The organism is Bradyrhizobium liaoningense (genome assembly GCF_018130785.1).
Lineage (GTDB): Bacteria > Pseudomonadota > Alphaproteobacteria > Rhizobiales > Xanthobacteraceae > Bradyrhizobium > Bradyrhizobium liaoningense_A.
Window position 1 is genome coordinate 42,804 of sequence record NZ_JAFCJT010000004.1, and the last position, 25,106, is coordinate 67,909.

Annotated in this window: 29 protein-coding genes; 9 read left to right on the forward strand and 20 right to left on the reverse strand. The window is 65.4% G+C overall.

What is annotated here, in order from left to right; all coding sequences use genetic code 11:
- Nucleotides 1-3 precede the first annotated feature (3 nt).
- Genes JQ627_RS12470 through JQ627_RS12480 form a run of 3 tightly spaced genes read right to left on the reverse strand, consistent with a single transcriptional unit; the run spans nucleotide 4 to nucleotide 3,850 of the window.
- Complete coding sequence (locus tag JQ627_RS12470) at nucleotides 4-1,140, reverse strand: nickel/cobalt transporter (RefSeq protein ID WP_212484511.1); 1,137 nt, start codon at nucleotides 1,138-1,140, stop codon at nucleotides 4-6.
- Complete coding sequence (locus JQ627_RS12475; protein ID WP_212484512.1) at nucleotides 1,131-1,769, reverse strand: DUF1007 family protein; 639 nt, start codon at nucleotides 1,767-1,769, stop codon at nucleotides 1,131-1,133. The genes JQ627_RS12470 and JQ627_RS12475 overlap by 10 nt, the downstream gene beginning before the upstream one ends.
- Nucleotides 1,769-3,850 (reverse strand): M3 family metallopeptidase, encoded by a 2,082-nt coding sequence (locus JQ627_RS12480; protein ID WP_212484513.1) that lies wholly within the window; start codon nucleotides 3,848-3,850, stop codon nucleotides 1,769-1,771. The genes JQ627_RS12475 and JQ627_RS12480 overlap by 1 nt, the downstream gene beginning before the upstream one ends.
- Nucleotides 3,851-3,988: 138 nt before the next feature.
- On the opposite strand from JQ627_RS12480, the gene JQ627_RS12485 reads away from it, so the two are divergent.
- The 5 genes from JQ627_RS12485 to JQ627_RS12505 all read left to right on the forward strand — a co-directional run bounded on the left by JQ627_RS12485 (nucleotide 3,989) and on the right by JQ627_RS12505 (nucleotide 8,801).
- A complete protein-coding gene (locus JQ627_RS12485; RefSeq protein ID WP_028157810.1) occupies nucleotides 3,989-4,243 on the forward strand; it encodes a hypothetical protein in 255 nt (84 codons plus the stop codon).
- Between the two features lie 672 nt (nucleotides 4,244-4,915).
- Nucleotides 4,916-6,058: a type III PLP-dependent enzyme gene (locus JQ627_RS12490; RefSeq protein ID WP_212484514.1), complete on the forward strand. Its 1,143-nt coding sequence runs from the start codon at nucleotides 4,916-4,918 to the stop codon at nucleotides 6,056-6,058.
- Between the two features lie 133 nt (nucleotides 6,059-6,191).
- Nucleotides 6,192-6,779 carry a GNAT family N-acetyltransferase gene (locus JQ627_RS12495; protein ID WP_212484515.1) on the forward strand — a complete coding sequence of 196 codons (588 nt, stop codon included), beginning with the start codon at nucleotides 6,192-6,194 and terminating at the stop codon, nucleotides 6,777-6,779.
- Between the two features lie 141 nt (nucleotides 6,780-6,920).
- The gene (locus tag JQ627_RS12500; RefSeq protein ID WP_212484516.1) at nucleotides 6,921-7,310 is read left to right on the forward strand and encodes a RidA family protein; all 390 of its coding nucleotides are present in this window, start codon (nucleotides 6,921-6,923) and stop codon (nucleotides 7,308-7,310) included.
- A 48-nt stretch (nucleotides 7,311-7,358) separates the two neighbouring features.
- Nucleotides 7,359-8,801 carry a homospermidine synthase gene (locus JQ627_RS12505; protein WP_212484517.1) on the forward strand — a complete coding sequence of 481 codons (1,443 nt, stop codon included), beginning with the start codon at nucleotides 7,359-7,361 and terminating at the stop codon, nucleotides 8,799-8,801.
- A 65-nt stretch (nucleotides 8,802-8,866) separates the two neighbouring features.
- On the opposite strand, the gene JQ627_RS12510 is transcribed toward JQ627_RS12505, so the two are convergent.
- The 12 genes from JQ627_RS12510 to JQ627_RS12565 all read right to left on the reverse strand — a co-directional run bounded on the left by JQ627_RS12510 (nucleotide 8,867) and on the right by JQ627_RS12565 (nucleotide 17,794).
- Nucleotides 8,867-9,607, reverse strand: coding sequence for an acetoacetate decarboxylase (locus tag JQ627_RS12510; protein ID WP_212484518.1), 741 nt, complete (start codon nucleotides 9,605-9,607; stop codon nucleotides 8,867-8,869).
- Between the two features lie 94 nt (nucleotides 9,608-9,701).
- Nucleotides 9,702-10,034, reverse strand: coding sequence for a hypothetical protein (locus JQ627_RS12515; RefSeq protein WP_212484519.1), 333 nt, complete (start codon nucleotides 10,032-10,034; stop codon nucleotides 9,702-9,704).
- Nucleotides 10,035-10,135: 101 nt separating this feature from the next.
- A complete protein-coding gene (locus JQ627_RS12520) occupies nucleotides 10,136-10,852 on the reverse strand; it encodes an MgtC/SapB family protein (protein WP_212484520.1) in 717 nt (238 codons plus the stop codon).
- Nucleotides 10,853-10,882: 30 nt separating this feature from the next.
- Nucleotides 10,883-11,902, reverse strand: a complete 1,020-nt coding sequence (locus JQ627_RS12525; protein ID WP_212484521.1) for a WD40 repeat domain-containing protein — start codon at nucleotides 11,900-11,902, stop codon at nucleotides 10,883-10,885.
- Complete coding sequence (locus JQ627_RS12530) at nucleotides 11,902-12,957, reverse strand: GTP-binding protein (RefSeq protein WP_212484522.1); 1,056 nt, start codon at nucleotides 12,955-12,957, stop codon at nucleotides 11,902-11,904. Before JQ627_RS12530 ends, JQ627_RS12525 begins: the two co-directional genes overlap by 1 nt.
- A 54-nt stretch (nucleotides 12,958-13,011) precedes the next feature.
- The gene (locus JQ627_RS12535; protein ID WP_212484523.1) at nucleotides 13,012-13,875 is read right to left on the reverse strand and encodes a metal ABC transporter solute-binding protein, Zn/Mn family; all 864 of its coding nucleotides are present in this window, start codon (nucleotides 13,873-13,875) and stop codon (nucleotides 13,012-13,014) included.
- Nucleotides 13,876-13,877: 2 nt separating this feature from the next.
- Complete coding sequence (locus JQ627_RS12540; protein WP_212484524.1) at nucleotides 13,878-14,747, reverse strand: metal ABC transporter permease; 870 nt, start codon at nucleotides 14,745-14,747, stop codon at nucleotides 13,878-13,880.
- A gap of 6 nt (nucleotides 14,748-14,753) precedes the next feature.
- Nucleotides 14,754-15,512 carry a metal ABC transporter ATP-binding protein gene (locus JQ627_RS12545; RefSeq protein WP_212484525.1) on the reverse strand — a complete coding sequence of 253 codons (759 nt, stop codon included), beginning with the start codon at nucleotides 15,510-15,512 and terminating at the stop codon, nucleotides 14,754-14,756.
- Between the two features lie 2 nt (nucleotides 15,513-15,514).
- A complete protein-coding gene (locus JQ627_RS39015; RefSeq protein ID WP_249143061.1) occupies nucleotides 15,515-15,763 on the reverse strand; it encodes a hypothetical protein in 249 nt (82 codons plus the stop codon).
- Nucleotides 15,764-15,807: 44 nt separating this feature from the next.
- Entirely contained in the window at nucleotides 15,808-16,308 is a 501-nt protein-coding gene (locus JQ627_RS12555) for a hypothetical protein (RefSeq protein WP_008138982.1), read from the reverse strand.
- The gene (locus JQ627_RS12560; RefSeq protein ID WP_212484527.1) at nucleotides 16,305-16,916 is read right to left on the reverse strand and encodes a permease; all 612 of its coding nucleotides are present in this window, start codon (nucleotides 16,914-16,916) and stop codon (nucleotides 16,305-16,307) included. Before JQ627_RS12560 ends, JQ627_RS12555 begins: the two co-directional genes overlap by 4 nt.
- A gap of 281 nt (nucleotides 16,917-17,197) precedes the next feature.
- Nucleotides 17,198-17,794 (reverse strand): superoxide dismutase, encoded by a 597-nt coding sequence (locus JQ627_RS12565; protein WP_212484528.1) that lies wholly within the window; start codon nucleotides 17,792-17,794, stop codon nucleotides 17,198-17,200.
- Nucleotides 17,795-18,037: 243 nt separating this feature from the next.
- Between JQ627_RS12565 and JQ627_RS12570 the strand changes: the two genes are divergently transcribed.
- The 3 genes from JQ627_RS12570 to JQ627_RS12580 all read left to right on the forward strand — a co-directional run bounded on the left by JQ627_RS12570 (nucleotide 18,038) and on the right by JQ627_RS12580 (nucleotide 20,560).
- Nucleotides 18,038-18,565, forward strand: coding sequence for a GNAT family N-acetyltransferase (locus tag JQ627_RS12570; protein WP_212484529.1), 528 nt, complete (start codon nucleotides 18,038-18,040; stop codon nucleotides 18,563-18,565).
- Between the two features lie 83 nt (nucleotides 18,566-18,648).
- Entirely contained in the window at nucleotides 18,649-20,034 is a 1,386-nt protein-coding gene (locus JQ627_RS12575) for an MATE family efflux transporter (protein ID WP_212484530.1), read from the forward strand.
- 91 nt (nucleotides 20,035-20,125) lie between these two features.
- The gene (locus JQ627_RS12580; protein ID WP_212484531.1) at nucleotides 20,126-20,560 is read left to right on the forward strand and encodes a DUF2147 domain-containing protein; all 435 of its coding nucleotides are present in this window, start codon (nucleotides 20,126-20,128) and stop codon (nucleotides 20,558-20,560) included.
- Between the two features lie 4 nt (nucleotides 20,561-20,564).
- Here JQ627_RS12580 and JQ627_RS12585 read toward each other — a convergent pair whose 3' ends face one another.
- The gene (locus JQ627_RS12585; protein ID WP_212484532.1) at nucleotides 20,565-21,710 is read right to left on the reverse strand and encodes a DUF3095 domain-containing protein; all 1,146 of its coding nucleotides are present in this window, start codon (nucleotides 21,708-21,710) and stop codon (nucleotides 20,565-20,567) included.
- Between the two features lie 225 nt (nucleotides 21,711-21,935).
- Between JQ627_RS12585 and JQ627_RS12590 the strand changes: the two genes are divergently transcribed.
- Nucleotides 21,936-22,322, forward strand: a complete 387-nt coding sequence (locus JQ627_RS12590; RefSeq protein ID WP_212484533.1) for a hypothetical protein — start codon at nucleotides 21,936-21,938, stop codon at nucleotides 22,320-22,322.
- A 4-nt stretch (nucleotides 22,323-22,326) separates the two neighbouring features.
- On the opposite strand, the gene JQ627_RS12595 is transcribed toward JQ627_RS12590, so the two are convergent.
- The 4 genes from JQ627_RS12595 to JQ627_RS12610 all read right to left on the reverse strand — a co-directional run bounded on the left by JQ627_RS12595 (nucleotide 22,327) and on the right by JQ627_RS12610 (nucleotide 24,992).
- Complete coding sequence (locus JQ627_RS12595) at nucleotides 22,327-22,536, reverse strand: hypothetical protein (protein WP_212484534.1); 210 nt, start codon at nucleotides 22,534-22,536, stop codon at nucleotides 22,327-22,329.
- Nucleotides 22,537-22,662: 126 nt separating this feature from the next.
- Nucleotides 22,663-23,385 (reverse strand): SDR family NAD(P)-dependent oxidoreductase, encoded by a 723-nt coding sequence (locus JQ627_RS12600; RefSeq protein WP_212484535.1) that lies wholly within the window; start codon nucleotides 23,383-23,385, stop codon nucleotides 22,663-22,665.
- A complete protein-coding gene (locus JQ627_RS12605) occupies nucleotides 23,378-24,760 on the reverse strand; it encodes a class I adenylate-forming enzyme family protein (RefSeq protein ID WP_212484536.1) in 1,383 nt (460 codons plus the stop codon). Before JQ627_RS12605 ends, JQ627_RS12600 begins: the two co-directional genes overlap by 8 nt.
- Entirely contained in the window at nucleotides 24,747-24,992 is a 246-nt protein-coding gene (locus tag JQ627_RS12610; RefSeq protein ID WP_015688794.1) for an acyl carrier protein, read from the reverse strand. The genes JQ627_RS12605 and JQ627_RS12610 overlap by 14 nt, the downstream gene beginning before the upstream one ends.
- Between the last annotated feature and the right edge of the window lie 114 nt (nucleotides 24,993-25,106).

The window sequence follows — 25,106 nt, forward strand, 5'->3', positions numbered from 1 at the left end:
AGACTAGAAACACATCGTCCGTTCGGCGGCGATGTAGCCGAACAGCAGGCCGGCGCCGAACAGCAGCACGAGGGCGGCGGCGCCGAACTCGATGCCGCGCATGAACAGCGCGCCGCCGCCATCGCGCCCGGCGCTGAGGCGGGCGGCGATGTCCTTGGCGGACACGGCGACAACCGCAATGGCGGCAACCGTGATCGCGGTGCCGAGCCCCATCAGGAAGGTCGCGGCGATGCCGGCCCAGAACAGGCCTTGGGCGAGCGCGAACACCAGCACCAGGATCGCGCCCGAGCAGGGACGGATGCCGACGGTCAGGATCGCAGCAAAGCCGCGCCGCCAGCCGCCGGGGCCGGCAAGCTCGCTCGGCGTGGGGCCGTGGGAATGGCCGCAATGCTCGTCATGGACGTGGTCGTGTCCGTGGTGGTTATGGGCGTGCGCGTGGTCGTGACCGTGATCGTGGTGATGATGATCGTGGCCATGATGATCATGCGCATCATGATGATGGTGATGGCCGTGATTATGGTCGTGCGGCACGCCGGCGATCGCCGGCACCGGCTGGGCCGCCTGAAGCGCGCGGATGAAAATGCGGCCCTTGACCCAGACCAGGCGCAGGCCGAACAGCGCGATCAGGCCGTAGCTCGCGATCTCGATCGCGCCTTCCGCCTTGCACATGGTCTTGGCGGTCGCATTCAGCACCCAGGCCGAGATGCCGACGATCAGGATCGCCACCAGCGACTGCATCAGCGCCGAGGCAAACGACAGCGCGATGCCGCGCCGCGCGGTCTCGCGGTTGGCGACGAGATAGGAGGCGATCACCGCCTTGCCGTGGCCGGGGCCGGCGGCATGGAAAATCCCATAGGCAAACGAGATGAAGAGCAGCGTCCACACCGCCGAGCCGTCGGATTTGGCGGCGCGGATGGTCGCCGACATCTGGCGATAGAATTCCGACTGCTTTGCCAGGAGCCAGCCAATGACGCCGCTGGCCTCGGGCTCCGCTGCCTGCGCCGGGCGTGGTGCGCCGAACGGATTTTGCGCGAGGAGATCGTGAAGCGCGGCGTCCGCCACGTTCACAACAAGGAGCACGGCCGCACAGGCCAGAAGCCCGCGCACAAGCGGGGAATGAAGACGACCGATCAAGGGCAATCCACCGTAACCTTGTTGGCGAACATCAAACCAAAATTCGAGTTCTCGCCGTTCATGAAGGTCTGCTCGTTGAGCTTCTGGGCGCTCGCGGTGCCGTCGCTCGGGCGCTCCAGCTTCATCTGGCAGCCGGCGGGCGCACCGACCAGCTTGACCGGGTTGTCCTTGGCCATCTGGAAGTCGATGAAGAAGGAACGGTCGAACACTTCGAGCACCAGCTGCTTGGGCTTGACCGGGTTCTTCAGCGGCAGCGTGAAGTGCAGGGTCAGCACCGTGTCCTTGTAGTCGAGGAAGTAATCGACCGGCTCGTTAAAACGCTCCTTCTTGCCGTCGGCTCGCGCGAAGGTGAAGTAGGCGTATTCCTTCAGCGACTCGACGTTGGTCTGTGCCAGCGGCCCGAGCTCGTCGCGCGTATAGGCCCCCTTGGTCTTGCTCTCGAGCCCCTGCACCGCATAGGCCGAGAACATGTCGTCAAAGGTCCAGGCGTGGCGCACGCCGGTGATGGTGCCGTCCGCGGCATAGAGCAGCTCGCTGGTCGCAGTGATCCAGACATGCGGATGCGCCCTCGCCGCGCCCGCTGCGAACGTCATCGCAGCGGCGAGCAGCAGGCCGAACAGGGCACGCATGCCCATCAGGCCGCCTTCGCGTCGTCGAGCAGGCCGCGCCGGCGGAGCAGCGCGTCGGGCTCCGGCGGGCGGCCGCGGAACGCCTCGTAGGCGGCTTCCGGATCGACCGATCCGCCCGAGGAGTAGATGTCGTCGTGCAGGCGCTTGGCGACCTCAGGATCGAAGATGTTGCCGGCCTCCTCGAACGCGCCAAAGGCGTCGGCGTCCATCACCTCCGACCACATGTAGCTGTAGTAACCAGATGCATAGTGGTCGCCGGAGAAGATGTGGCCGAACTGGGTCGGCCGGTGGCGCAGCGAGATCTCCTCGGGCATGCCGATCTTCTCCAGCTCCTTCTTCTCGAAGGCGCGGACATCCTGCGCGGCAGAAGCCGGCTGGGTGTGGAATTCGAGATCGACCAGTGCCGAGGAGACGAACTCGACCGTGGCAAAGCCCTGGTTGAACTTTCGCGCGGCGAGGAAGCGCTGGAGCAGATCGTCCGGCAGCGGCTCGCCGGTCTGGTAGTGGCGGGCGAACTGCTGCAGCACCTCGGGCCGCTCCTGCCAGTGCTCGTAGAGCTGGGACGGCAGCTCGACGAAGTCGGTGAACACCGAGGTCCCCGACAGCGACGGGTAGGTCACGTTGGAGAGCATGCCGTGCAGGCCGTGGCCGAACTCGTGGAACAGGGTCCGGGCATCGTCGGGCGAGAGCAGCGAGGGCTCGCCGTTCGCACCCTTGGCGAAGTTGCAGACATTGATGACGAGCGGCGCGATCTCGCCGTCGAGCTTCTGCTGGTCGCGCAGCGAGGTCATCCAGGCGCCGGAGCGCTTCGACGGCCGGGCGTAGTAGTCGCCGTAGAACAGCGCCTTGTGCTTGCCGTCCGGCCCCTTCACCTCCCAGACCCGGACATCCGGGTGCCAGGTCGGCACGTCCTTGCGCTCCTCGAAGGTGATGCCGAACAGGCGGGTGGCGCAGTCGAAGGCGGCGGCGATCATGTGGTCGAGCGTGAGGTACGGCTTGATCGCGGAATCGTCGAAATTGGCGCGCTGGAGGCGGAGCTTTTCGGCATAGAAGCGCCAGTCCCAGGGCGCGAGCTTGAAATTGCTGCCCTCTTCCGTGATCAGCGCCTGCATCTCGTCGCGGTCGGCGAGCGCGCGCGCCCGCGCCGGCTTCCAGACCCGCTCCAGCAGGCCGCGCACCGCATCCGGCGTCTTGGCCATGGAATCCTCGAGCCGGTAGGCGGCGAAGGTCGGATAGCCCAGAAGCTTGGCGCTCTCCTCCCGCAGCTTCAGGATCTCGACGATGGTGCCGTTGTTGTCGTTGGCATTGCCGTTGTCGCCACGCGCCGTGAAGGCCTTGTAGACCTTCTCGCGCAGGTCGCGCCTGGCCGAGCTCTTCAGGAACGGCTCGGTCGAGGAGCGCGACAGCGTGACGATGGCCTTGCCTTCCATGCCGCGCTCTTCTGCCGCAGCCTTGGCGGCGGCAACGAAGCTCTCGGGCAGGCCCTGGCGGTCGGCCTCCCCCAACTCCATGAACCACTCCTGCTCGTCGCCGAGCAGATGATGGCTGAAGCTGGTGCCAAGTTGCGCGAGCTTCTCGTTGATCTCCGCCATCCGCGTCTTGGCATCCTCGGAGAGGCCGGCGCCGGAGCGGTGGAAGCGGGTGTAGGTGCGCTCCAGCAGGCGGAGCTGCTCGGGCGAAAGACCAAGACTGGCGCGGTTCTCGTGCAAATGGGCGATGCGACCAAACAGCACGGCGTTCATCATGATCGGATTCCAGTGCCGCGCCATCCGCAAGGAGACCTCCTTGTCGATCTCCAGGATGGCCGGGTTGGAATGCGCCGAGACGAGGTCGTAGAAGACCGCCGCGACCTTGCTGAGGAGCTTGCCCGAGCGCTCCAGCGCCGTGATGGTGTTGGCGAAGTCGGCGGCCGCCGGATCGTTGGTGATCGCCGCGATCTCGGCGGAGTGATCGGCGAAGGCCTGCTCGAAGGCCGGAAGGAAGTGCTCCGGCTTGAGCTCGTCGAAGGGCGGGGTCGCAAACGGCGTCACCCAGGCCTTCAGCAGCGGGTTGGTCTCGGGGGCCGTGGTTTGGCGGGGTTCTGACATCGCAAGTCCCGGTTTTTGTGGCTCGATTGTTGGGGTCAGCTATAGCACGCGATGGGGCTTTTTTGGGCCATTTGCCCTTGCTCCCGGCCGCCTTTTCGGGGAGATTGCGGCCCTCGAAGACTAGGGACTCCTGAGCTCATGAACGCGCCTGCCTCCTCTTCCCGTCAGATCGTCTGGCCGAGCGTCATCACTGTCATCAGCGCCGCCATCCTGATCGGCGCCGAAGTGTTCGGCGCCGCGTTCGCCGGCGGTTGGGCGCTCGCGATCCTGTTCGGGCTCGGCGATCAGGGCACGCACATCCTCCAGGCTGTGCTGTTCGCGCTCGGCGTGCTCGTGATGACCGCGTTCATCCGCGCGGCTCAGCGCGTCGAGCCGTTCACGAAGCGCCGCTGACGCTTCCTCGCGCGCGGGAGACGCGCGCGCTCTGAAAACTTAACGCACGTTCATCTTCCGCGTCGCTCGCGCAACACCGCGCAAGCAGATGTTAGGCAATTCTGTTCTCAGCCTAAAAAAATTCTTGCGAACCAGAGTCAAAACGCTTATTTGCGGACTTGCCCAATTTCGCACGTGCCTGTGGTCGTGTGTCAGTCGGTAGGTATCCGGACAAGAGGCCGGACAGCCGCCAAGGGGTGAAGAAGCCGAGGGGCTCTTCGGAAGTGCGGAAGTCGAAAGACCGAAAGGTCGGACGAGGAAGCAAACCCGGAGCGTCCAGCATCTCTCTCAAAGAGATGCCATGTCGAAGGTGACTTCACTTTTTGCAACCGTGACTGGCAGCCGGAGGCGAACCGGCGCACCCCGCTCTCAACGGGGGACGCGACTTAAAGCAACGACGGATCGGGCTTTTTTGGTCTCTACCGGCGGTCCAACGCCGGCGCGGGCTACTGAAAAGGCTTGTCCTTCATTGCCAGGTGTGCGGGCGGGAACAATCCCAACCAATCCACGGCAGCACAGTCTGGTTTGAGTCTTTGGCTCGTCGCGCCTCCATCGCGCGATCTGGCCGGAGCGCTCTTATCCGACGTCATTTTTTGAACGGATCCCCGTCGCTGGGCCGTTTGGGAGAGTGCTATGACCGACCGTATCCAGGAATTCCTGCGCAACCGCCGCAAGGATGGCCTCGACACCGAGCCGTGCCTCGTCGTCGACCTCGAGGTCGTGCGCGACAATTACCAGACCTTCGCCAAGGCGCTGCCCGACAGCCGCGTGTTCTACGCCGTCAAGGCGAACCCGGCGCCGGAAGTGCTGGCGCTGCTCGCCTCCATGGGCTCCTGCTTCGACACCGCGACGGTCGCCGAGATCGAGATGGCGCTGGCCGCGGGTGCCACGCCCGACCGCATCTCCTTCGGCAACACGATCAAGAAGGAGCGCGACATCGCGCGCGCCTTCGCGCTCGGCATCCGGCTTTTCGCCGTGGATTGCGCCGCCGAGGTCGAGAAAATCGCCCGTGCCGCTCCCGGCGCGAAGGTGTTCTGCCGCATCCTCTATGACTGCGCCGGCGCCGAGTGGCCGCTGTCGCGCAAGTTCGGCTGCGACCCGGAGATGGCCGTCGAGGTGCTCGACGTTGCCAAGCGCCTGGGCCTGGAGCCGTGCGGCATCTCCTTCCATGTCGGCTCGCAGCAGCGCAAGGTGAAGGCGTGGGACCGTGCGCTGGCGATGGCCTCGCAGGTATTCCGCGACTGCGCCGAGCGCGGCATCAACCTGACCATGGTCAACATGGGCGGCGGCTTCCCGACCAAGTACCTGAAGGACGTGCCGCCGGTCGTGACCTACGGCCGCTCGATCTTCCGCGCGCTACGCAAGCACTTCGGCAACCAGATTCCGGAGACCATCATCGAGCCGGGCCGCGGCATGGTGGGCAACGCCGGCATCATCGAATCCGAAGTCGTGCTCATCTCGAAGAAGAGCGACGATGACGAGGTGCGCTGGGTCTATCTCGACATCGGCAAGTTCGGCGGTCTCGCCGAGACGATGGACGAGTCGATCCGTTACGCCATCCGCACCCCGCATGACGGCGCGGACATGACGCCGTGCGTGCTCGCGGGCCCGACCTGCGACAGCGCCGACGTGCTGTACGAGAAGACCCCGTATCCGCTTCCCGTCACGCTCGAGATCGGCGACAAGCTGCTGATCGAGGGCACCGGGGCCTATACGTCGACCTACTCGTCGGTGGCGTTCAACGGCATCCCGCCGCTGAAGACCTATCACATCTAAGCAGCCTCTCTTTTCCGAGGCCTGACGAACCCGGGAGCCGGCTTGCCGGCTCCTTACCCATCATTTCGATTTCTGACGACGTCTTGGACAGGCGCGCTTCTCGCGCGCCGGTTCAAGCGGGGACTGACGCGCCATGACTGCTTTTCGGAAGCCACAAGTCGCCCTCACTTCGAAAGCCGTTCCGTTCGCGATCCGTGCGGAACGTGCTGCCGACGTCGCCGCCCGTGAAGCGCTGCTGGATGCCTGCTTTGGCGAAAACCGCCATGACCGCACCTGCCAGCGCCTGCGCGACGGACGTGCACCTGCCGCAGGCCTTGCCCTGTCGGCTGTGCGCGAGGGGACACTCGTGGGAACCGTGCGGCTGTGGCACGTCAGCGCCGGAGGCAGACCCGCTCTGGTCCTCGGACCGCTGGCGGTGGACCCTGCCTTTCGCGAGCTCGGGATCGGCGCCGCGCTGATGCATCAAGCGCTGGCCGCCGCCCGGGCGCGCGGGCATGCCGCCGTGATCCTGCTCGGCGATGCCCCCTATTATGCCCGCTTCGGCTTCTCGCCCGACAAGACCGGCGGGCTGTCGCTGCCCGGCCCGTTCGAGCGCGATCGCCTGCTGGCGATCGAGTTCACCGACGGCGCGCTCGATGGCGCCACCGGGATGATCGTCCCGACCGGCGCGGCCCTGCCCAAACGGAGGGTAGTTCGCGCCCTCGAGGCGCACGCGGCTTAAGGGATTGCCATGATGGCGACGACTGAAGCCGCGTTAAGCGGCAACGCCCGGCCGTGCCTGCGCTGACCCTTTGGGGTTGCGCGAGCCCCAGAAACGCCCTTTAACCCCCACAAAATTCCCCCTTCAGTCGAGGCCGAACCCATGTCCCGTCGCCTGATCTCCACCGGCTCTCCCCTCGAGAAGACCGTCGGCTACAGCCGCGCCGTGATCGACGGTGAGTTCGCCTTCGTCGCCGGAACCACCGGCTATGACTACACGACGATGACGATGCCGGCCGATGTCACGAGCCAGTCACGCAACTGCTTCAAGACCATCGAAGCCGCCCTGAAGGAGGGCGGATTCGAGATGGCCGATATCGTCCGTGCGACCTACTACGTCACCGACGCCAGCACCATCGATGCCCACTTCGCCGTCTGCGGCGAGGTTCTCGGTGACATCAGGCCTGCTGCGACACTGCTGGTCGTTAGCGCCCTCGCCAAGCCCGAGATGAAGGTCGAGATCGAAGTCACCGCCAAGCGCCGCAGCGCCTGATCCATCCCTCACCCACTGTTCGCCAGCACTTTCCGGAGAAACCATCCCATGAGCCCCGCCTCGCAGATCTACGCGAAGATCACCGGTCCCATCGTCATGGTCGGCTTCGGCTCCATCGGCAAAGGCACGCTGCCGATGATCGAGCGGCATCTCGATTACGACAAGTCGCGCATCACCGTGATCGACCCCAAGGACGAGGGCCGCAAGGCGCATTGCGAGAAGCAGAATGTGCGCTTCATCCAGAAGGCCGTGACCAGGGACAATTATCGCGAGTTGCTGACCCCGCTGCTCACCGAAGGCGGCGGCCAGGGCTTTTGCGTCAACCTCTCGGTCGATACCGGCTCGACCGACATCATGGAGCTCTGCAACGAGCTCGGCGCTCTCTATATCGACACCGTCAACGAGCCCTGGCTCGGCTTCTACTTCGATGCGTCGAAGGGCCCGGAAGCGCGCTCCAACTACGCCCTGCGCGAAGTGACGCTGGCCGCCAAGAAGGCGCGCCCCGCGGGCTCGACGACGGCCGTCTCCTGCTGCGGCGCCAATCCCGGCATGGTCTCCTTCTTCGTCAAGCAGGCGCTGCTCAACGTCGCGGCCGATCTGAAGCTCAACGCCCCCAAGCCGAAGACCAAGGCCGAATGGGCGGACCTGATGCGGCAGGCCGGGATCAAGGGCATCCACATCGCCGAACGCGACACCCAGCGCTCCAAGACGCCGAAAGAGCCTGACGTCTTCGTCAACACCTGGTCGGTGGAAGGTTTCCTGTCGGAAGGCGTGCAGCCGTCCGAACTCGGCTGGGGCACCCATGAAAAATGGATGCCGGAGAATGCGCATACCCACGAAGCCGGCTGCGGCGCCGCCATCTATCTGATGCAGCCCGGCGCCAACACGCGCGTGCGCACCTGGTGCCCGACCCGCGGCGCGCAATATGGCTTCCTCGTCACCCACAACGAGTCGATCTCGATCTCCGATTACTTCACGGTGCGTGACGCATCGGGCACGGCGGTCTACCGGCCGACCTGCCACTATGCCTATCATCCGGCTGACGATGCCGTGCTGTCGCTGCATGAAATGTTCGGCCGCGCCGCGAAGATGCAGGAGAAGCACCACATCCTCGATGAGAACGAGATCGTCGACGGCATCGACGAACTCGGCGTGCTGCTGTTCGGCCACGACAACAATGCCTATTGGTACGGCTCGCAGCTCTCCATCGAGGAGACCCGCAAGCTCGCGCCCTACCAGAACGCCACTGGCCTGCAGGTGACCTCCGCCGTACTCGGCGGCATGGTGTGGGCGCTGGAAAATCCGAACGAAGGCATCGTCGAAGCCGACGAGATGGATTTCGATCGCCTGCTGGAAATCCAGCTGCCCTATCTCGGCCCGGTGAAGGGTTTCTACACTGACTGGACGCCGCTGACGGATCGTCCGGGACTGTTCCCGGAAGACATCGACACGAGCGATCCTTGGCAGTTCCGGAATATTCTGGTGCGGTGAGGAGCGCACCACGCCCGATCGATCATGATGCCCGGCCTCGCGCCGGGCATTTTCTTTTTCGCGACTTACTTCGCCATGTAGTCGAACGCGACGCTGCCGAGCCCCAGCGTCAAATCCGCCTTGAAATGCAGCGCCGAGACCACTTCGCGCACCGGCAGGCGGGCGACGTCGCAGAGCGCGTGGGGAAACAGCCCGAGTGCGGCGGGACCGGTCCAGGCTTCCTTCAGCGTGATGTCCTCGAGATGAAAGCGAACCAGCTCGCAGATCCGCGGGCTGCCGTCGACATGCGGGATGATCTTCAGGATGAAGTTCGGCGACGCCATCGACTTCAGCACCGTGTCGTGATCGACCTTGCGGTGCTTGTAGCCCATTGTCGCGGAGGCGCAGAGCACTGAGCCGTAATGCAGCGAGCCGACCAGCGCGTCGCTCTCGACCTCGATCTTCGGCCGCGCAAGCTTCTTCGGAAAGCCCCACAGTTCGCGACCGCCGGCGATCGGTCCCTCGTCGTCCAGATACATCGCGTGGGTGTAGGCCCCCTCCTCGCCCTTGAGGCGGACCGGGATCACCTGCCCGGTTTCGGTGTAGTCGCCAAATCCGGTCGAGTCGGGCATGCGGATGAATTCGTATTTCACCACCGGCTCCGCCACCTCAAGCGGCTCCGGCACGATGCTGGCGAGGGCTTCGGGATCGGTCCTGTAGGTGATGACGAAATATTCGCGGTCGAAGAAGCGATATGGCCCGGGCGGGAATGACGGATTGGTGAGCGGCATCGAATAAGCGGTGCGGCGGACGTCTTCGATCTTCATGGGAGGCCCCATCTGTCGTTGGCGCGACAGATTATGGAACGGGCCGGCCGCCGAGGCGAGATCAAATGCGCGTCACAATACGCCGGCCGCCGGGCTACTTCTCCTTGATCGGCGGCGCGATCTTCTCCGCGGGCGCCGCCGGAAGTGCCGGCTTGGTCGCCGCACCCTGCGTCTGCGGATCGGGGCGCGCGGGCTCGGGGGCCGGCGTGGTCGGCCGGTCGCCACCGGGCTTGGCCTGCGCGGGCGTCTTGTCCTGATCGTTGGACGGCGTGCCCTGAAGCGGCGGCGTCGCCTGCGCCGTCTGCATCCGGCTCTCGGCGCGGATTTGTGCCAGCGATAGGCCTGAGACCACGACACCTGCCGCAAACAGCGAACAGGCAATCATCAGGTCGAGCTTCAGTCTGCGCTTGTCATTTGGGCCGGGCATGTCGATCACCGCCTTTATCCGCGGGATCAACGAACTTGCCCGACTGCAGTTCCGTGGCGGACGAGGCGGGAACCGTGCCTTCGCGCGCCAAAACGCCGCGCTCAGTCGGAGGTGCTGACTTCCCAGGTGGCGTGGCGCACGCCCGGCAGGTGCTGGAGATCGGTCGCCACCGCGTTCAGCTCGTTCGGATCGACTGCGGTCGCAACCAGCTTTGCGACGACCTCGAGAATGTCATCCCCGATCTCAACCACGTCGATATCAGCCACCGGATATTTCGCAGCCTCCAGTTTTTCAACGAGCCGGTCGCGCATGTCGGGCAGGGCGTCGGCCGCGACGGCGAGCTTGAAGTAGTAGGTCGCCTCGGAGGCCTTCTCGTTCAGCGGAATGCGGTTGATGGCGTTGACCAGCGGCCGCAGCATGGTGTTGCCGGCGATGACGAACACGGTCAACGCGGCCGCCTGCGCGACCATGTCGGCGCCGGCACAGGAGCCGACGGCGGCGGAGGCCCACAACGTCGCGGCCGTGTTGAGCCCGCGGACGTCCATGCCCTGCTTCATGATGACGCCGGCGCCGAGGAAGCCGATGCCTGAGACGACATAGGAGATCACGCGGACCGCGCCATCGGCGCCGGTCAGGTGCATGGCGAGATCGACGAACGCGGCAGCACCGACCGCGACCAGCACATTGGTGCGCAGGCCCGCGGTGCGCTGGCGGTACTGCCGCTCTGCCCCGATCAGCGTGCCCAGCACGAAGGCCGTGAACAGGCTGACCAGCGTGTCTGCGAAATCAGCAATCTGGAAGGTCGTCAGAAACCGCATGGCCCCCTATACGGTCAGAACGATGACAGATTAAAGCTCCAGCAGACCGCCGTCCCCATTTTCATCCGCGAAGGCCAGCAGCGTGCCCTTGGCGTTCCAGGCGATCGCGGCCACGGGCGGCGTGCCGTTGCGGCGGACCAGGATCTCGGCGCCGTCTTCCAACCGCACCATCAGGACCGTGCCGTCGCTGTAGCCGGCGGCGAGGATGTCGTTCTTCGGATGGCAGGCGACGACGGACACGCGCGCCTGGAGCGGCGCGAGCATCGCGGGCTCCTTGCCCATCGGGCCGTCCTTGCTGGCGAACGGCCAGATGATCACGGTGTCGGCGCCGGAGGTCGCGAGCCCCTTGCCGCCGGCGCTCCAGGACATCGAGCGGACGCGGCCGGGATAGCCGGTCATGCGCATGTGCCTGTTGTCGGCAAGCCGCCAGCCATGCAGCGCCGCCTCGTGCATCGTGGTGACCAGGAATTTGTTGTCCGGGCTGAAGGTGACGCCGAGATGCGAGCCGGCCCAAGGCAGGAATTCGGCTGAGCCTTCCATGTTGGGAAACCACAGCGTCGCGCCGTTGTAATGGGCGATCGCGAGCCGCAGGCCCTTCGGCGCGAATGCAAGACCGCCGACGGTCGAGGGCACCTCGAGCGATTTCTCCTCGGCCTTGCCGCTCTTGACGGTCGCCGTCTTGCCGGCCGACCAGGCGAAGGCGCCGTCCGGATGCAGCGCCACCGCGTCGATCCAGCGCCGCTTCGGGTCGGTGGCGAGCAGCGTGACCTCGCCCTTGGCGTCGAGCGCGACGACCTTGCCGTCGTCGCCGCCCATGATGAGGCGCTTGCCATCGGAGGCGGTCGAGAGAATGCCGCCGCTGTGCACGGCGACTGTCGTGATCTCGCCCTTGGCGTCGACGAGCGCGACGTTCTCCTCGCCGCCGACGAAGGCCGCGCGGGGCCCAAGGAAATACACCGAGGTCACGCCCATACCGAGCGCAACAGGCTTGACGCGATCGGTGACGGAGACGATCGAGGCGGAATCGGGGGCCGGCGTAAACTCTTTCATCACGAGACGATGCAGCTCTCAAAACCCTCGCGAATGGCCTTTTCCGGCAATTCGCGGCCAATGAAGACGAGGCGGCTCTCGCGCGGCTCGCCGTCCTTCCATTTCCGCTGGTGGTTGCCCTCCAGCATCATGTGGACGCCCTGGAAGACATAGCGGTCATCATCGTCGTGGAAGGCAAGGATGCCCTTGGAGCGCAGGATCTTGCCGCCCTCGACCTGCACCAGGTTCTGGAGCCAGGGCATGAACACGTTGGGATCGAGCGGCTTGTCGGTCTTCAGCGAGAGCGACTGCATGTCCTCGTCGTGATAGTGCTTCAGGCCGTGGCCATGGTGATGGTGGTCGTGGCCGTGATGGTGATGATGATCATGGTCGTGGTCGTGGTCGTGGTCATGATCGTCGGCCTCCAGGAAGTCAGGCTCGATGTCGAGGATGCGGTCGAGGTCGAAGGCGCCGCGATCGAGCACGTCGGCCAGCGCAACCGAGCAGCGCTCGGTGCGGTGGAGCTTGGCATAGGGGTTGATGCCGCGGATGCGGGCCTCGACCTCGGCAAGCTCCGGCTTGGTGACGAGATCGGTCTTGTTCAGCACGATGACGTCGGCGAACGCGATCTGGTTCTTGGCCTCGGGCGCGTCCTTGAGCCGATCGGACAGCCATTTGGCGTCGGCGACCGTGACGACAGCATCGAGCCGCGCGTTCTTCTGCACGTCCTCGTCGACGAAGAAGGTCTGGGCGACGGGCGCGGGATCGGCAAGGCCGGTGGTCTCGACGATGATGGCGTCGAACTTGCCCTTGCGCTTCATCAGGCCGTCCATGATGCGCACGAGGTCGCCGCGCACGGTGCAGCAGATACAGCCATTGTTCATCTCGAACACTTCCTCATCGGCACCGATGATGAGGTCGTTGTCGATGCCGATCTCACCGAATTCGTTGACGATGACGGCGTATTTCTTGCCGTGGTTTTCCGACAGGATGCGGTTGAGCAGCGTGGTCTTGCCGGCTCCGAGATAGCCGGTCAGCACGGTCACGGGAATTTTGGGGGAGGTCACTTCAGACATAACAACTCCAGGTCGGGCTTTTCCGCGCGACGCACGGCGGGGTGGCCCCCTGCCCTAGTGGTCAAGCGCGCTGGTCAGGGCCTTTATATTGTGCCTGACCATATCAATGTAAGTGGGTGCAGGCCCCTTTTCGCCGGTCAAACCGTCCGAAATCAGGGTCCCGCCGACTTTTGAGCCGGTCTCCGCCGCGATCCGGCGGATCAGCCGGTCATCGCTGATATTTTCCAGGAAAACAGCCGGGATTTTCTGGGCCTTGATCTGGCCGATGATGGCGGCGATGTCCCGCGCGCTGGGCTCGGTCTCCGTGGAGACGCCCAAGGGGGCCACGAACTGGACGCCGTATTCGGCGGCGAAATAGCCGAAGGCGTCGTGGGTGGAGATCACCTTGCGCCGGCCCAGTGGGATTTTGGCAACGGCGTCCCGCACCTCGCGGTCGAGCCCTTCGAGCTTGTCCAGATAGGCCTTCGCCTGGGCGCGGAAGAACTCCGCGTCGTCAGGGTCGGCCGCGGCCAGCGCATTGGCGATGTCGCTCACGTAGATCTTGGCGTTGGGGACGGACTGCCAGGCATGCGGATCCGCGGACGAGCCGAGCTTGAGCGGTGCGATGCCGGCACTCGCGGTGACCACCTGCGCCTTGCTTGCTGCGGACTGCACCAGACGCGGCAGCCAGCCCTCCAGCCCGAGCCCGTTGACGATGACGAGTTTTGCCTCCGCGATCCGCTTCGCATCGCCCGGCGCCGGCGTATAGACGTGAACGTCGCTGTCGGCGCCAACCAGCGTCGTCAGATTGATGCGGTCGCCGCCGACATTGCGGACGAAATCGGCGAGGATCGAGAAGCTGGCGACGACATTGAGCCGCTCCGCGGCGTGCAGCGGCGAGGCGATCAGCAGCAAGGCAGAGAGCAGCAGGAAGCGCATCGTCACGCCTCCAGATGCCGGCCAGGAAACATTTGCCTGACGAGGCCGCCGACGCGGCCGAACAGGACGGAGACGATGTAGAGCACCGTCGCCACCAGAATGATCGCGGGGCCCGAGGGCACGCGGGTCTGGAACGACAGCACGAGGCCTGCATAGCCCGAGAGCGCGGCGGCAACGACCGCGATGCAGATCATGACGGTGAGATCGCGCGACCAGAACCGGGCAATGCCGGCCGGCAGGATCATCAGGCCCACCGCCAGCAACGTGCCAAGCGCCTGAAAGCCGTTGACGAGATTGATCACGACGAGCGCGAGGAAGGCGAGATGCGCGGGGCCACCGGCGCGGCTGACGGTACGCAGGAACAGCGGATCGACACTCTCGATCACCAGCGGGCGGTAGATCACGGCGAGCACGAGCAGCGTGACCGTGGCGTTGAAGGCGACCACCAGCAGCGTCTGGTCGTCCATGGCGAGAATGTTGCCGAACAGCACGTGCAAGAGGTCGATGTTGGTGCCGTTGATCGAGACGATGGTCACACCAAGCGCCAGAGACGCCAGATAGAAGGTCGCAAGCGAGGCGTCCTCCTTCAGCCCGGTCGAACGCGCGACGAGGCCGGCGAGGATCGCGACGGCAAAGCCTGCAATCAGGCCGCCGGCGGTCATCGCAAACAGATTGAGGCCGGAGAGCAGGAATCCGACCGCCGCGCCGGGCAGGATCGCATGCGCCATTGCGTCGCCGACGAGGCTCATCCGGCGCAGCATCAGGAACACGCCGATCGGCGCGCCCGCCAGCGACAGCGCGATCACGGCGGCGAGCGCCCGCCGCATGAACTCGAATTCGGTGAACGGACCGATCAGCGCGTCATAGACCATCGGATATCAAGCCGCCCGCGAGCCGATGTCGTCGGCGGCGCAGGCGGCAGCGCTGTCGTCAAAAGCCTCGCACATCCGCATCGCGACCATCAGGTTTTCCGGCGTCAGCACCTCCGCCGTCGGTCCCCAGGCCACGGGGCCGCGCGCCAACACCAGCGTTTCGGTGAAATGGTTGCGCACCATCTCCATGTCGTGCAGCGCCGCCAGCACGGTGCGGCCCTCGCCGTGCCAGTGCTTCACCAGCGCGAGCAGATCGGCCGTGGTCTTGCTGTCGATGGCGTTGAAGGGCTCGTCCAGCACGATCAGCCTCGCATTCTGGAGCAGCACGCGCGCGAACAATATGCGCTGCATCTGCCCGCCCGAGAGCGTGCCGATCGGACGGTTCTCGAAGCCATTGAGACCGACGGACGCGATCGCGCGGAGGATTTTTTCGCGCGCCGCCTTGCCGATGCCGCCGAACAGGCCGGCATCGCGCCACAGCCCGGTGCCGACGAAGTCGAACACCGAGATCGGGAAGCTGCGGTCGATCTCCGCGCTCTGTGGCAGATAGGCAATATCGCGGGAGTCGAGCCCGCCGAGATGGATGCTGCCGTCGAGCGGCCTGACGATGCCAACGATGCCGCGCAACAGCGTCGACTTGCCGGCACCGTTGGGGCCGATCACGGCGACCAGCGCGCCGGCGGCGACCTCGCCGTTGAGATGATGCACGGCCGGGTGGCGGTCATAGCCGAGCGTGACGTTGTGAAAGTGCAGCGCCGCCGCCATGGTCACCTCATCGCCAGCAAGACCACGCCCCAGAGCACGGCACAGACGGCAAGCGCGGCCGCGAGGCGGCCGGCCAAGGTCATGCGCAGGATCGACCAGGGCGCGTCCTGGGCCGGATGGGGCGAGGCCGCATCATGGACATGGGCGTGGGTGTGGTCGTGCCCATGCGAATGCCCGTGGTCGTGCGCATGACCATGGGAATGGCCATGAACGTGGTCGTGGTGATGGGCGTGGGACGCGGCGGGGACCATGCCGAGGACGTTATATTATAACATTACTCCTGTCCACGCCGGGCTCAGGGCTTGCCGATCACCATCGCGATGGCGGCGGCGACGAAGGGGAACGGCACCGAGACGGCGCAGCGGAACCAGACGAACCGGGCCGGCATGAACGGTATTTCCCACAAAATCACGCGCTGGAAGGCAAACAGGGCCCAGGCGACGACATAGGCGACCACCTGCGGCACCCCGCCGCCCGACTTCAACGCCACCGTGCCGATGGAAAAGCCGATCACGGGCCCGCCGGGGGTGGCGGCGCCGGCGACCACGGCGGTTGCGACCCCAAGCCAGCCGCTGTCCGGGCCGAGCCAGCCGGTGATCACCTCCTGCGGGATGATGGCGGCGATGTAGCCGGAGCCGATCACACCGAGCGCGATCCGCGGCACGATGTTGATGAAGTCCATCGAGCCTTCGCGCAGCGAGGCCTTGAACACCGGAGGGCCACGGCGGAAGGCGATCAGGCCGACGCCGAACACCGAGCCCCACAGCAGGATGTCGATGAGAAGCGCTGCGCTCAATTCTCGTCGTCCCTCGCCGCCGACTGCGGATAGACCCGGACATAGACGAAGCGGCCGAGCGCGCCGGCGAGCACCGGGAGCGGCAGCGAGATCAGGATCCGCCACAGCGTGAAATCGGTGCCCATGATCGGGATTTCCCAGGCGACCGCCCGGCCGTAGCCGATCAGGGTCCAGCTCACGACCATGGCGATGGTGGCGCCGAAATCGGCGCCGACCGCGAGCAGCGCGCTCGCCACCGGATAGGCGGTGAAGGGGCCGCCCGGCAGGATCGCGCCGAAGGCGGTGCCGATCAAAAGGCCCATCAGGCCGGATTTCGGCCCGAGCGAGCGCGAGACTTTTTCGTGCGGCAGGATTTCGGAGATGAAGGCCCCGAGCAGGCAGCCGGCGAGTACGCGCGGCAGGATGCCGCCGAACAGCGAGAGGTCGTGCGTGAGAATCTCCAGGACGCCATCGGTGCCGTCACGTCGCCAGACGAGACCCGCGCTCACCGCCACCAGCGCCGCGATGATGATGGTCGACCAGCCGATCGGCTTGCGCACGCGCCCCGGCCGCGGCTCGGACTCCGCGTCCTCGGCAGGCGCCGGATTGTTCGGGGAAGGTTCTGACAACGGCTCGGTCGGATCGAGGGTGATGCCCGTTCTGATTACGGGCGGCGTCCACGCGATGCAAACGGTACGATCACAGGCCGATGTGCGCACTGCGCAGGGCAATTCCGCACAGCAAAAAGGCGACCGTGTGAGCGGCCGCCTTTTTGTCATTCCGGGGCGCGCGAAGCGCGAGCCCGGAATCCATTTGTCCACGCGGACTGACGCCCGATGGATTCTCTGATGCGCAATTGCGCATCATAGCTCGGCGCTGACGCGCCGCCCCGGAATGACGGAGTAAAATCTCAGACCTTGTTGAACAGGGACTCGACGTATTCCCAGTTCACGAGGTTCTCGACGAACGCCTTCAGATAATCCGGACGGCGGTTGCGATAGTCGATGTAGTAGGAGTGCTCCCAGACGTCCACGCCGAGGATCGGGGTGGCGCCGTGGACCAGCGGATTCTCGCCGTTCGGGGTCTTGGCGATCTCGAGCTTGCCGTTCTTGACCTGGAGCCAGGCCCAGCCGGAGCCGAACTGGCCGACGCCGGCCGCCTGGAAGTCGGCCTTGAACTTTTCGAAGCCGCCGAGGTCCTCGTTGATCTTCTTTTCGAGCTTGCCGGGCAGCTTGGTGCCGCCGCCGTTGGGCTTCATCCAGCTCCAGAAGTGGATGTGGTTATAGTGCTGGCCGGCATTGTTGAACACGGCCGGATTCTTACCGAACGAGCCCTTGACGATCTCCTCAAGGGACTTGCCTTCCCATTCGGTGCCCTTAAGCGCGTTGTTGCCGTTGGTGACGTAGGCCTGATGATGCTTGTCGTGGTGGAATTCCAGCGTCTCCTTCGACATGAACTGGCCGAGGGCGTCATAGGCGTAAGGGAGTGGGGGCAGCGTGAATGTCATGGGTTGTTGTCCGCAACTGATGGGGAACGAGGCTTAACGGTCACCCCTTATAGAAGGTTCCGCGGCCGTTAAATACCGCCAATTTGCGAAAACGCGTGATGGGGACCCTTGGCCGGATTGCATAAAATCGTCGCAGCACGCGCCGGTCCGTCAACCGCGCGGTTCGCAGTAAAATATCATTGCGTTTGAAGTGCTTATGACAGAACGAATGCGCCACGGAGCGGAGCTACGAAGGACGAAGCCATGAGCATCGAGATCGACATCCTGAACGGCGACGCCTCGTGGCCGATCGCGGAGCCGCTGCATCAGGCGGTCTGGGGACCACACATCGTCGCAGATAAGCCCTGGGCTCGCGTCAAATGGGCCAATGCCGACCTGCGCGTGCTGATCGAGACGCCCGAGGACGGCCTCGTCTGCCATGTCGGCGTCTACTTCCGCACCGTCACCTGGAACGGGCAGAAGGTCCATGTCGGCGGCATCGGCGGGGTCTGCACGCGCGAGGACCGGCGCGGCCGCGGTTATGCGACCGTGGCGATCGACGCAGCCGTGCACACCATGCGCGCCAACGAGGCGGTCCGCTTCGCACTGCTGTTCTGCGAGCCACACAATTTTGCGTTCTACGAGACCCGCAGCTGGCTGCCCTTCAAGGGCGAGGTCTATTGCGAGCAGCCGGATGGGCGGATCCGCTTCGACCACATGGCGCCGTACGTCTTCAACATCGTCCGCGCCCCGACGCTTGGCACCATCGACCTATGCGGCCTGCCCTGGTGAGCCCTGCGTGAGGGGAGGACTGGCGCGAAGCTGCTGCGCCCTATAAAATGTCGGTCATCATCCAATATTCCGCCCGGTGAGACATGACGATCGACGCCTCCGCAGACGCCGCGCCGCCGCGTGCCCCGGTAGCCTCCCCAATCGCCAGTCTGCTGACGGCGCCGATCCTGCCGACACTGTTGCGGCTGGCGATCCCCAACATGATCGCCATGGTCGGAAGCACGCTGGTTGCGATTGCGGAGACATCCTATATCGGCCGGCTCGGCACCATTCCGCTCGCGGCGATCGCGCTGGTGTTTCCGTTCGCGATGCTGACGCAGATGATGAGCGCGGGCGCGATGGGCGGCGGCGTCTCGTCTGCGATCAGCCGCGCGCTCGGCGCAGGGGATCGTGACCGCGCCGCGACGCTGGCGCTGCATGCCACCATGATCGGCCTCTGCGGCGGACTATTCTTCACGGTGATGATGCTCGCTTTCGGCCGCAGCTTCTTCACGCTGCTCGGCGGACGCGAGCGCGTGCTCGATGAGGCCAGCGGCTATTCGCAAATGCTGTTCTCCGGCGCGGTCGCGATCTGGCTCGTCAACACGCTGGCCTCGGTGATCCGCGGCACCGGCGACATGCGCCTGCCTTCGATGATTCTGATCGGGACGAGCGCGCTCCAGATCGCGCTCGGCGGCACGCTGGGACTCGGCCTGTTCGGCGTGAAGCAATTCGGCATGCCGGGTGTCGCCGCCGGCCAGTTGATCGCATTCAGCTGCGCGGCGATCTTCTTCCTCTGGTATCTCCTGTCCGGCCGCAGCCGGCTGCCGCTGAATTTCCGCGCCTTCCATTTCGAGCGCGCGATGTTCCTGGATATCCTCAAGGTCGGCGCGGTGGCCTGCCTGTCGCCGCTCCAGACCGTGCTCACGATTCTGATCTTCACAAAAATCCTCGCGACCTTCGGCACCGAGATGCTGGCCGGCTACGGCATCGGCTCGCGGCTGGAATTCCTGCTGATCCCGATCACCTTCGCCTTCGGCATCGCCTCGGTGCCGATGGTCGGCATGGCGATGGGCGCCGGACACGTGAAGCGCGCACGGCGTGTCGCCTGGACCGCGGCGGCTGCTTCGGGACTCACCGTCGGCCTGATCGGCCTCGTCATCGCGCTCGATCCCGCCTTGTGGGTGTCGCTCTTCACCGGAGATCCCGGCGTCACCGCGGCGGCGCACAGCTATTTCCACTGGGCGGGTCCGGCCTTCGTGTTCTTCGGCATGGGCGTGTCGCTGTACTTCTCCTCGCAAGGCGCGGCACGCGTCGGCGGTCCGGTGCTCGCCTCCACGGCGCGACTTCTGATCGTCGCGATCGGCGGCATCGGCCTGATGATGGCGCAGGCGCCGGCCTGGACCTTGTTCGCACTGATCGGCGGCGCCATGGTCGTGTTCGGGCTTTCGACCGCAGCCTCGGTCGCCTTCGTCCGCTGGGGCAAATAAGCGCAGGCAATACGCGCAGGAATGTGATTCCATCCAGCGTTGCACTATCCTGCTAGGCTGCTATGGAGGCGCTCCACTTCGGGGCCTCTCCATGACTTCCAGATTCGCTGTTCTCATCGTCCTCCTGGCTGCGCTGCTTGGCGCGACGGCCGCCCACGCGCAGAGCGCCGACGGGACCTGGCTCACCCAGGCCGGCGATGCGCGCGTCAAGATCAGCAAATGCAGCGGCGGCATCTGCGGCCATATCGTCTGGTTGCGGGAGCCCTATGACACCGCAACTGGCCAGCCTGCAACCGACAGCAAGAACCCCAATCCCGCGCTCGCCAAACGCGCGATGATCGGCCTGCCGCTGTTCAGCGGCATGGAGCCCTCAGGGCCGAACAAATGGTCGGGCCAGATCTACAATGCCGACGACGGCGGCACCTATGCGAGCAGCGTCACCATGACAGGCGCGGACGCGCTGCGGGTCGAAGGCTGCGTCGGCGCGCTCTGCGGCGGCGAGACCTGGACGCGCGCGGGACGCTAGCAGCTCACGCCATCATCGCCTTCAGCGCTGTGGCCGCCGAGGCATAACCGCCCCGCGCGCCATCGATGAAATGGACGTGGTCGCTACGCAGGGCCGATGGCGTGAAACAGGTCATCATCGCGGCGTCCTGCTGGTAGAGGCCGTAGCGCACGATGCCGTCGCGCGCCGCAGCCGCGAGCCGGTCGCTCAGCGCGCGCTCGAGCTGCGGTGTGCAGTCGAGGATCATGCGCAGGCCGTCATCGTATTTGCGAAAGTCTGAATTCTCGACCACCTGGCGCTTGTAGACGTTTGGCACGAAGCCGCCGACCTTGAGGTCGAAACGCATGATCAGATAGACGAACAGCGTGTAGGCCAGCACGCGGGCGCGGCGCGCGACAAGCGGACCGCCGCGTTTGGTGCGGGCTTCAAAGTCCAGCCCCTGCGGCGGCCATTTCAGTGGCGGCCCCTGCGGCGGCACTGGGCGGCCGCCATCCGGACTGCGCTCCACGAGATGGATGATGTCCTCGATCACCCTGCGGAAGGCATGCGGATCGGCACCACGCGCCGGCATCACCAGCAGCGACAGGATCAGGCCGCGCGCAGCCGGAATCACCTCGAATCGGCAGGACAGGCCGGACAGATCGGGCTGCGTGCCCGCCGGCGCCTCGACGACCGCGAACTCGCCGCGCTTCATGGCGGCATCGGCCCAGGCGAGCCCGCCGCCAGAGAACATCGCATAGGACAAATTGTCCGACGGACCGAAGCGTGCGACGCGCACGTCGAGCCCTTGCGCGCGAATCGCACTCACCGGCACCAGCGCGACGCGCATCTTCAGATCGAGATCCTCCCGCACCCAGGTCGCGGTCGCAGCCAGCGCCTCGCGCGCGCGTTCGACATCGGAAGGCGCAACCGCAAAGCTCGCGCCATCGCCGCCGAACACGAAGGGGAACTCGCGCCCCTCCAATGCGTTCGTCGCCGCCGCGATCACGGCGGCGCCGGCCATATTCACCGCCTTGTAGCGCTGCCCCGCGATGGCCTTGCTGGAATCGACGATGTCGGCAACGCCGATGCTCCAATCATCCGGCAGCGGCGCATAGAGCGCGGGGTCCATCAGGCTGGTGAAGCCGCGGAAGACGGGAATGCCGCCATAGAAGGATTCGCCTGATGTCATCGGGGGATGCCGGATGGTTGGGAAGCGCGTCCGAGGAAGATACGAGGCAGGATCGATCCGGGTTCACCGGCCGGCGCCCCTCTTTCGATTCCCGATCATTGGCCGAAATGCACCCGGACAACAAGATCGCGTCGCGCTGCAAATGCCGCGCTCCGTCATTGATCGACGTCAAACAGCCGGCCGGAAGAGCGGCTATGGTTGGGGCATCTCCAGAGATTGCATGGGATGATCGAAGTGCCCGACTTCGGCAACAAGGACTCGACCGCTCCGGTGCGCCCGCGCACGGGGCTCGACCCACTCAGCGCGGTGAAGATGCCGGAAGGACTGACCGCGGCCGTCGACGCCTGGGCTGAAGCTCATCACCTGTCGCGTTCGGCCGCGATCTGCAAGCTGGTCGAACTGGGGCTGAAGGTCGCGCCGCCGGCATTCACGCCGGCCCAGCCGATCGCATCCGACGCCACCAGGATCGAGGCGCTGGCCGTGCACGAGATCGAGCAGCTGCTCGACCCCGCATTGCCCACGGACGAACGCGAACGCCGCATCCGCCGCCTGACCGAAGGGCCACCGGAATTTTCACACCAACGGATTGACCTGCCGAAGCAACGGACGTGAACGCCTAGTGCAGCTTTTCGTCCTCGCGCTTGCGCAGGGCATCGAGAGAGGCGTCGTGGCAGCCGACCAGGCGTACGAATTGCTGCGGATACATTTCATGGCCGTGTCCGCCGGAATTCTGATGCGTCATCGGGGGGCAATGGACATCGTCCGCCTTTGCGCGAGGCTCCTCGGTCCGGCCGTGATTTGAAGCGGTCATGTTTGAGGTGGCCATGGACTGCTCCCTGTCAATTGGGGCAGATCGATTGACATAACGCAATCGATTGCGGGGCATCTTACGACCAAATCCGGCTTGATGTCATTGCGCCGGATCAACTCAATTGTGGCGGCGGAGTTCCGCTTACGCGGTATTCCCCGCGTCGACCGTGAACACGGTGCCGGTGACGTTGCGGCCGCCCTCGCCCAGCAGATATTCCACCATGCGCGCAACATCGTCGGTCTCCGGCAGGCGACGCAGCGCACTGCGGCTGGCGATGCGCTTGCGTCCTTCGTCGGAGAGATTCTGCGTGAGCTCGGTGTCGATGAAGCCCGGCGCGATCGCATTCACGGTGATGCCGAGCTTGCCGACCTCGCGCGCGAGCGAACGGGTGAAGCCGGTGGCGGCGGCCTTGGTCGCGCCGTAGACGGAGAGGCCGTTGTAGCCCGTGGTCGCGATGATCGAGGAGATGTTGATGATGCGGCCGGCGCCGTCCGCCATCATCTGCCGCGCGACATATTTCGTGAGAATGATCGGCGACAGCACGTTGAGCTGCACCAGCGCCTCGATCTCGGAATTGTGCATGGTGGCGAGCAGGCCTTCGGTGCCGAGGCCGGCATTGTTGATGAGGCCGTAGGTCGGGCCGAACTCGTCGCGGACAAGCTTTGCGAAAGCCGGGATCGCGTCGATCACGGCGAGGTCGCAGGCGCGGAAATGCAGGCGCCCTTCGGAGAGGCCGATCGCCGCCTTGAGCTCTTCGCTCTCGCGCCGTGCCGCCGCAATCACGTTATAGCCGGCATCGACCAGCCGCTTGCAGATCGCGAGGCCGATGCCGCGGCTGCCGCCGGTGACGAGGACATTATGCATCGGTGCGCGCCAGTTTGCCGGCCGGGGTGACGTCGAGTGCCTCGACGAAACGGATCACCGCCGGCACCTTGTGAGAGGCAAGCTGCGCGCGGCACTGATCCAGGATCTGGTCACGGATCTCTTTCGTCCGCGCCTGATCGGTGCCGTCGGCGAGGATCACGTCGGCCACGACGATGCCGCCTGTGATCGGGCTACGGCGCGATTTCGCCCGCGACATCCGCACGTCGGGATGACGATTGATGACCGCCTCGATCTCCTCGGGGTGAACCTTCAGCCCGCCGATATTGATGATGCCGCCGCGGCGGCCGACGAAATAATAGCGGTCACCGCGCAACTCGACGATATCGCCGCTGTCGACGAACCCGTCGCCATCGGTCAGCGCGGCCGCATTGCGGCCGATGTAAGCATGTGCCGTGCGCGTCGAGCGGATGCGCAGCGAGCCATCGACGACCTTCATCTCGACGCCGTTGCGGCTGCCGAGATAATCGGCCGGAAAGCCCTCCAGCCCGTCATTGACGGCGAAGCCGACGCCCGCCTCGGTCGAGGCATAGGCGTGACCGACGGAGGCATTGGGGAACGCGGCCTGCAGGCCGTCGAGCACCGCCTGGTCGGCGATCTCGCCGGAGAGGCGGACATAGCGCGGCGCGAACTGTGCAGCCGAGCCGCTCATCAGGAGCTTGCGCCAGTGCGAGGGCGTGCCGGAGATATGGGAGACGCCGCGCGCGTTCAGCCGCGTGACGTGATCGCCGAGCGCCTCTTGCGGATCCGACAGCACCATCGAGCCGCCGGAGAGCACGGCGCGCAGGAAGATCTGAAGACCGCCATAGCGGCGAATGTCGTAGAACGTCGCCCACACCGGCGCGGGTCCGCGTGCAGGGCCTTCGGCGACGATGGCGCCGGTCAGTGCTTCCAGCGTATGGCCGACGATTTTCGGCACGCCTGAGGTGCCCGACGTGAGCATCAGCCATTCGGTCGCGCGCTCGGTCCTGGCAGGTGCGGCGGCCTGAAGCGGCAGTTGCGCGGCGACCACGAGCGATACGTCGGTCTTGCCCCAGTGATCGGGCTCATCGGTGACGACCGCATCGATGCCCGCATCGGCGATCAGAGCTTCGAGATAGGCCGGGTTGAGATCAGGCGGACACAGCAGCATGCGACGGGCGATGCCGTCGAGCTCGATCATGGCAAGGCCCGACCGGAGCTGATCGGACAATTTCAGCAAGACGGCGCGACCAGACAGCTCGCGCAGGCGGCCGCCCATGACCGTGTACGACAGGATGTCCGTCAGCGACACGACATGGTGCGCATCCGACAGCGTGCGGCCCGTCAGCTCCACGCCAAGATGGTCGCGGAGCGCAAAGATCTCACGCGGGGACATTTTCGTAGGCCCGCACGAAATCGCCCACGGTGGCGGGGAACGCTGCGTCCTCGGAAATGGTGAAGGGATCGACGCCCGTCTCGTCCTCGAGGCGCGCCACCAGGATCGCGAAGGCGAGCGAATCGAAACCGGTCTCGTGCAGGGACAGATCGTCCGAGAGGGCGGGAAGCGTGACGTGCTGCTCTTTGGCGATCTGCTGGATCGCCTCGATGACCTTAGACCTTACCGACATGGCTGGCTCCCTCTTGTTATTGACGGTTCGTGTTGCGGCGGCTCTTGATGACCGCCTCCCCATGGCCCGTGTGTTTACCCGACAGAAGTAAATGGCCTCTTGGACAATTCAGAT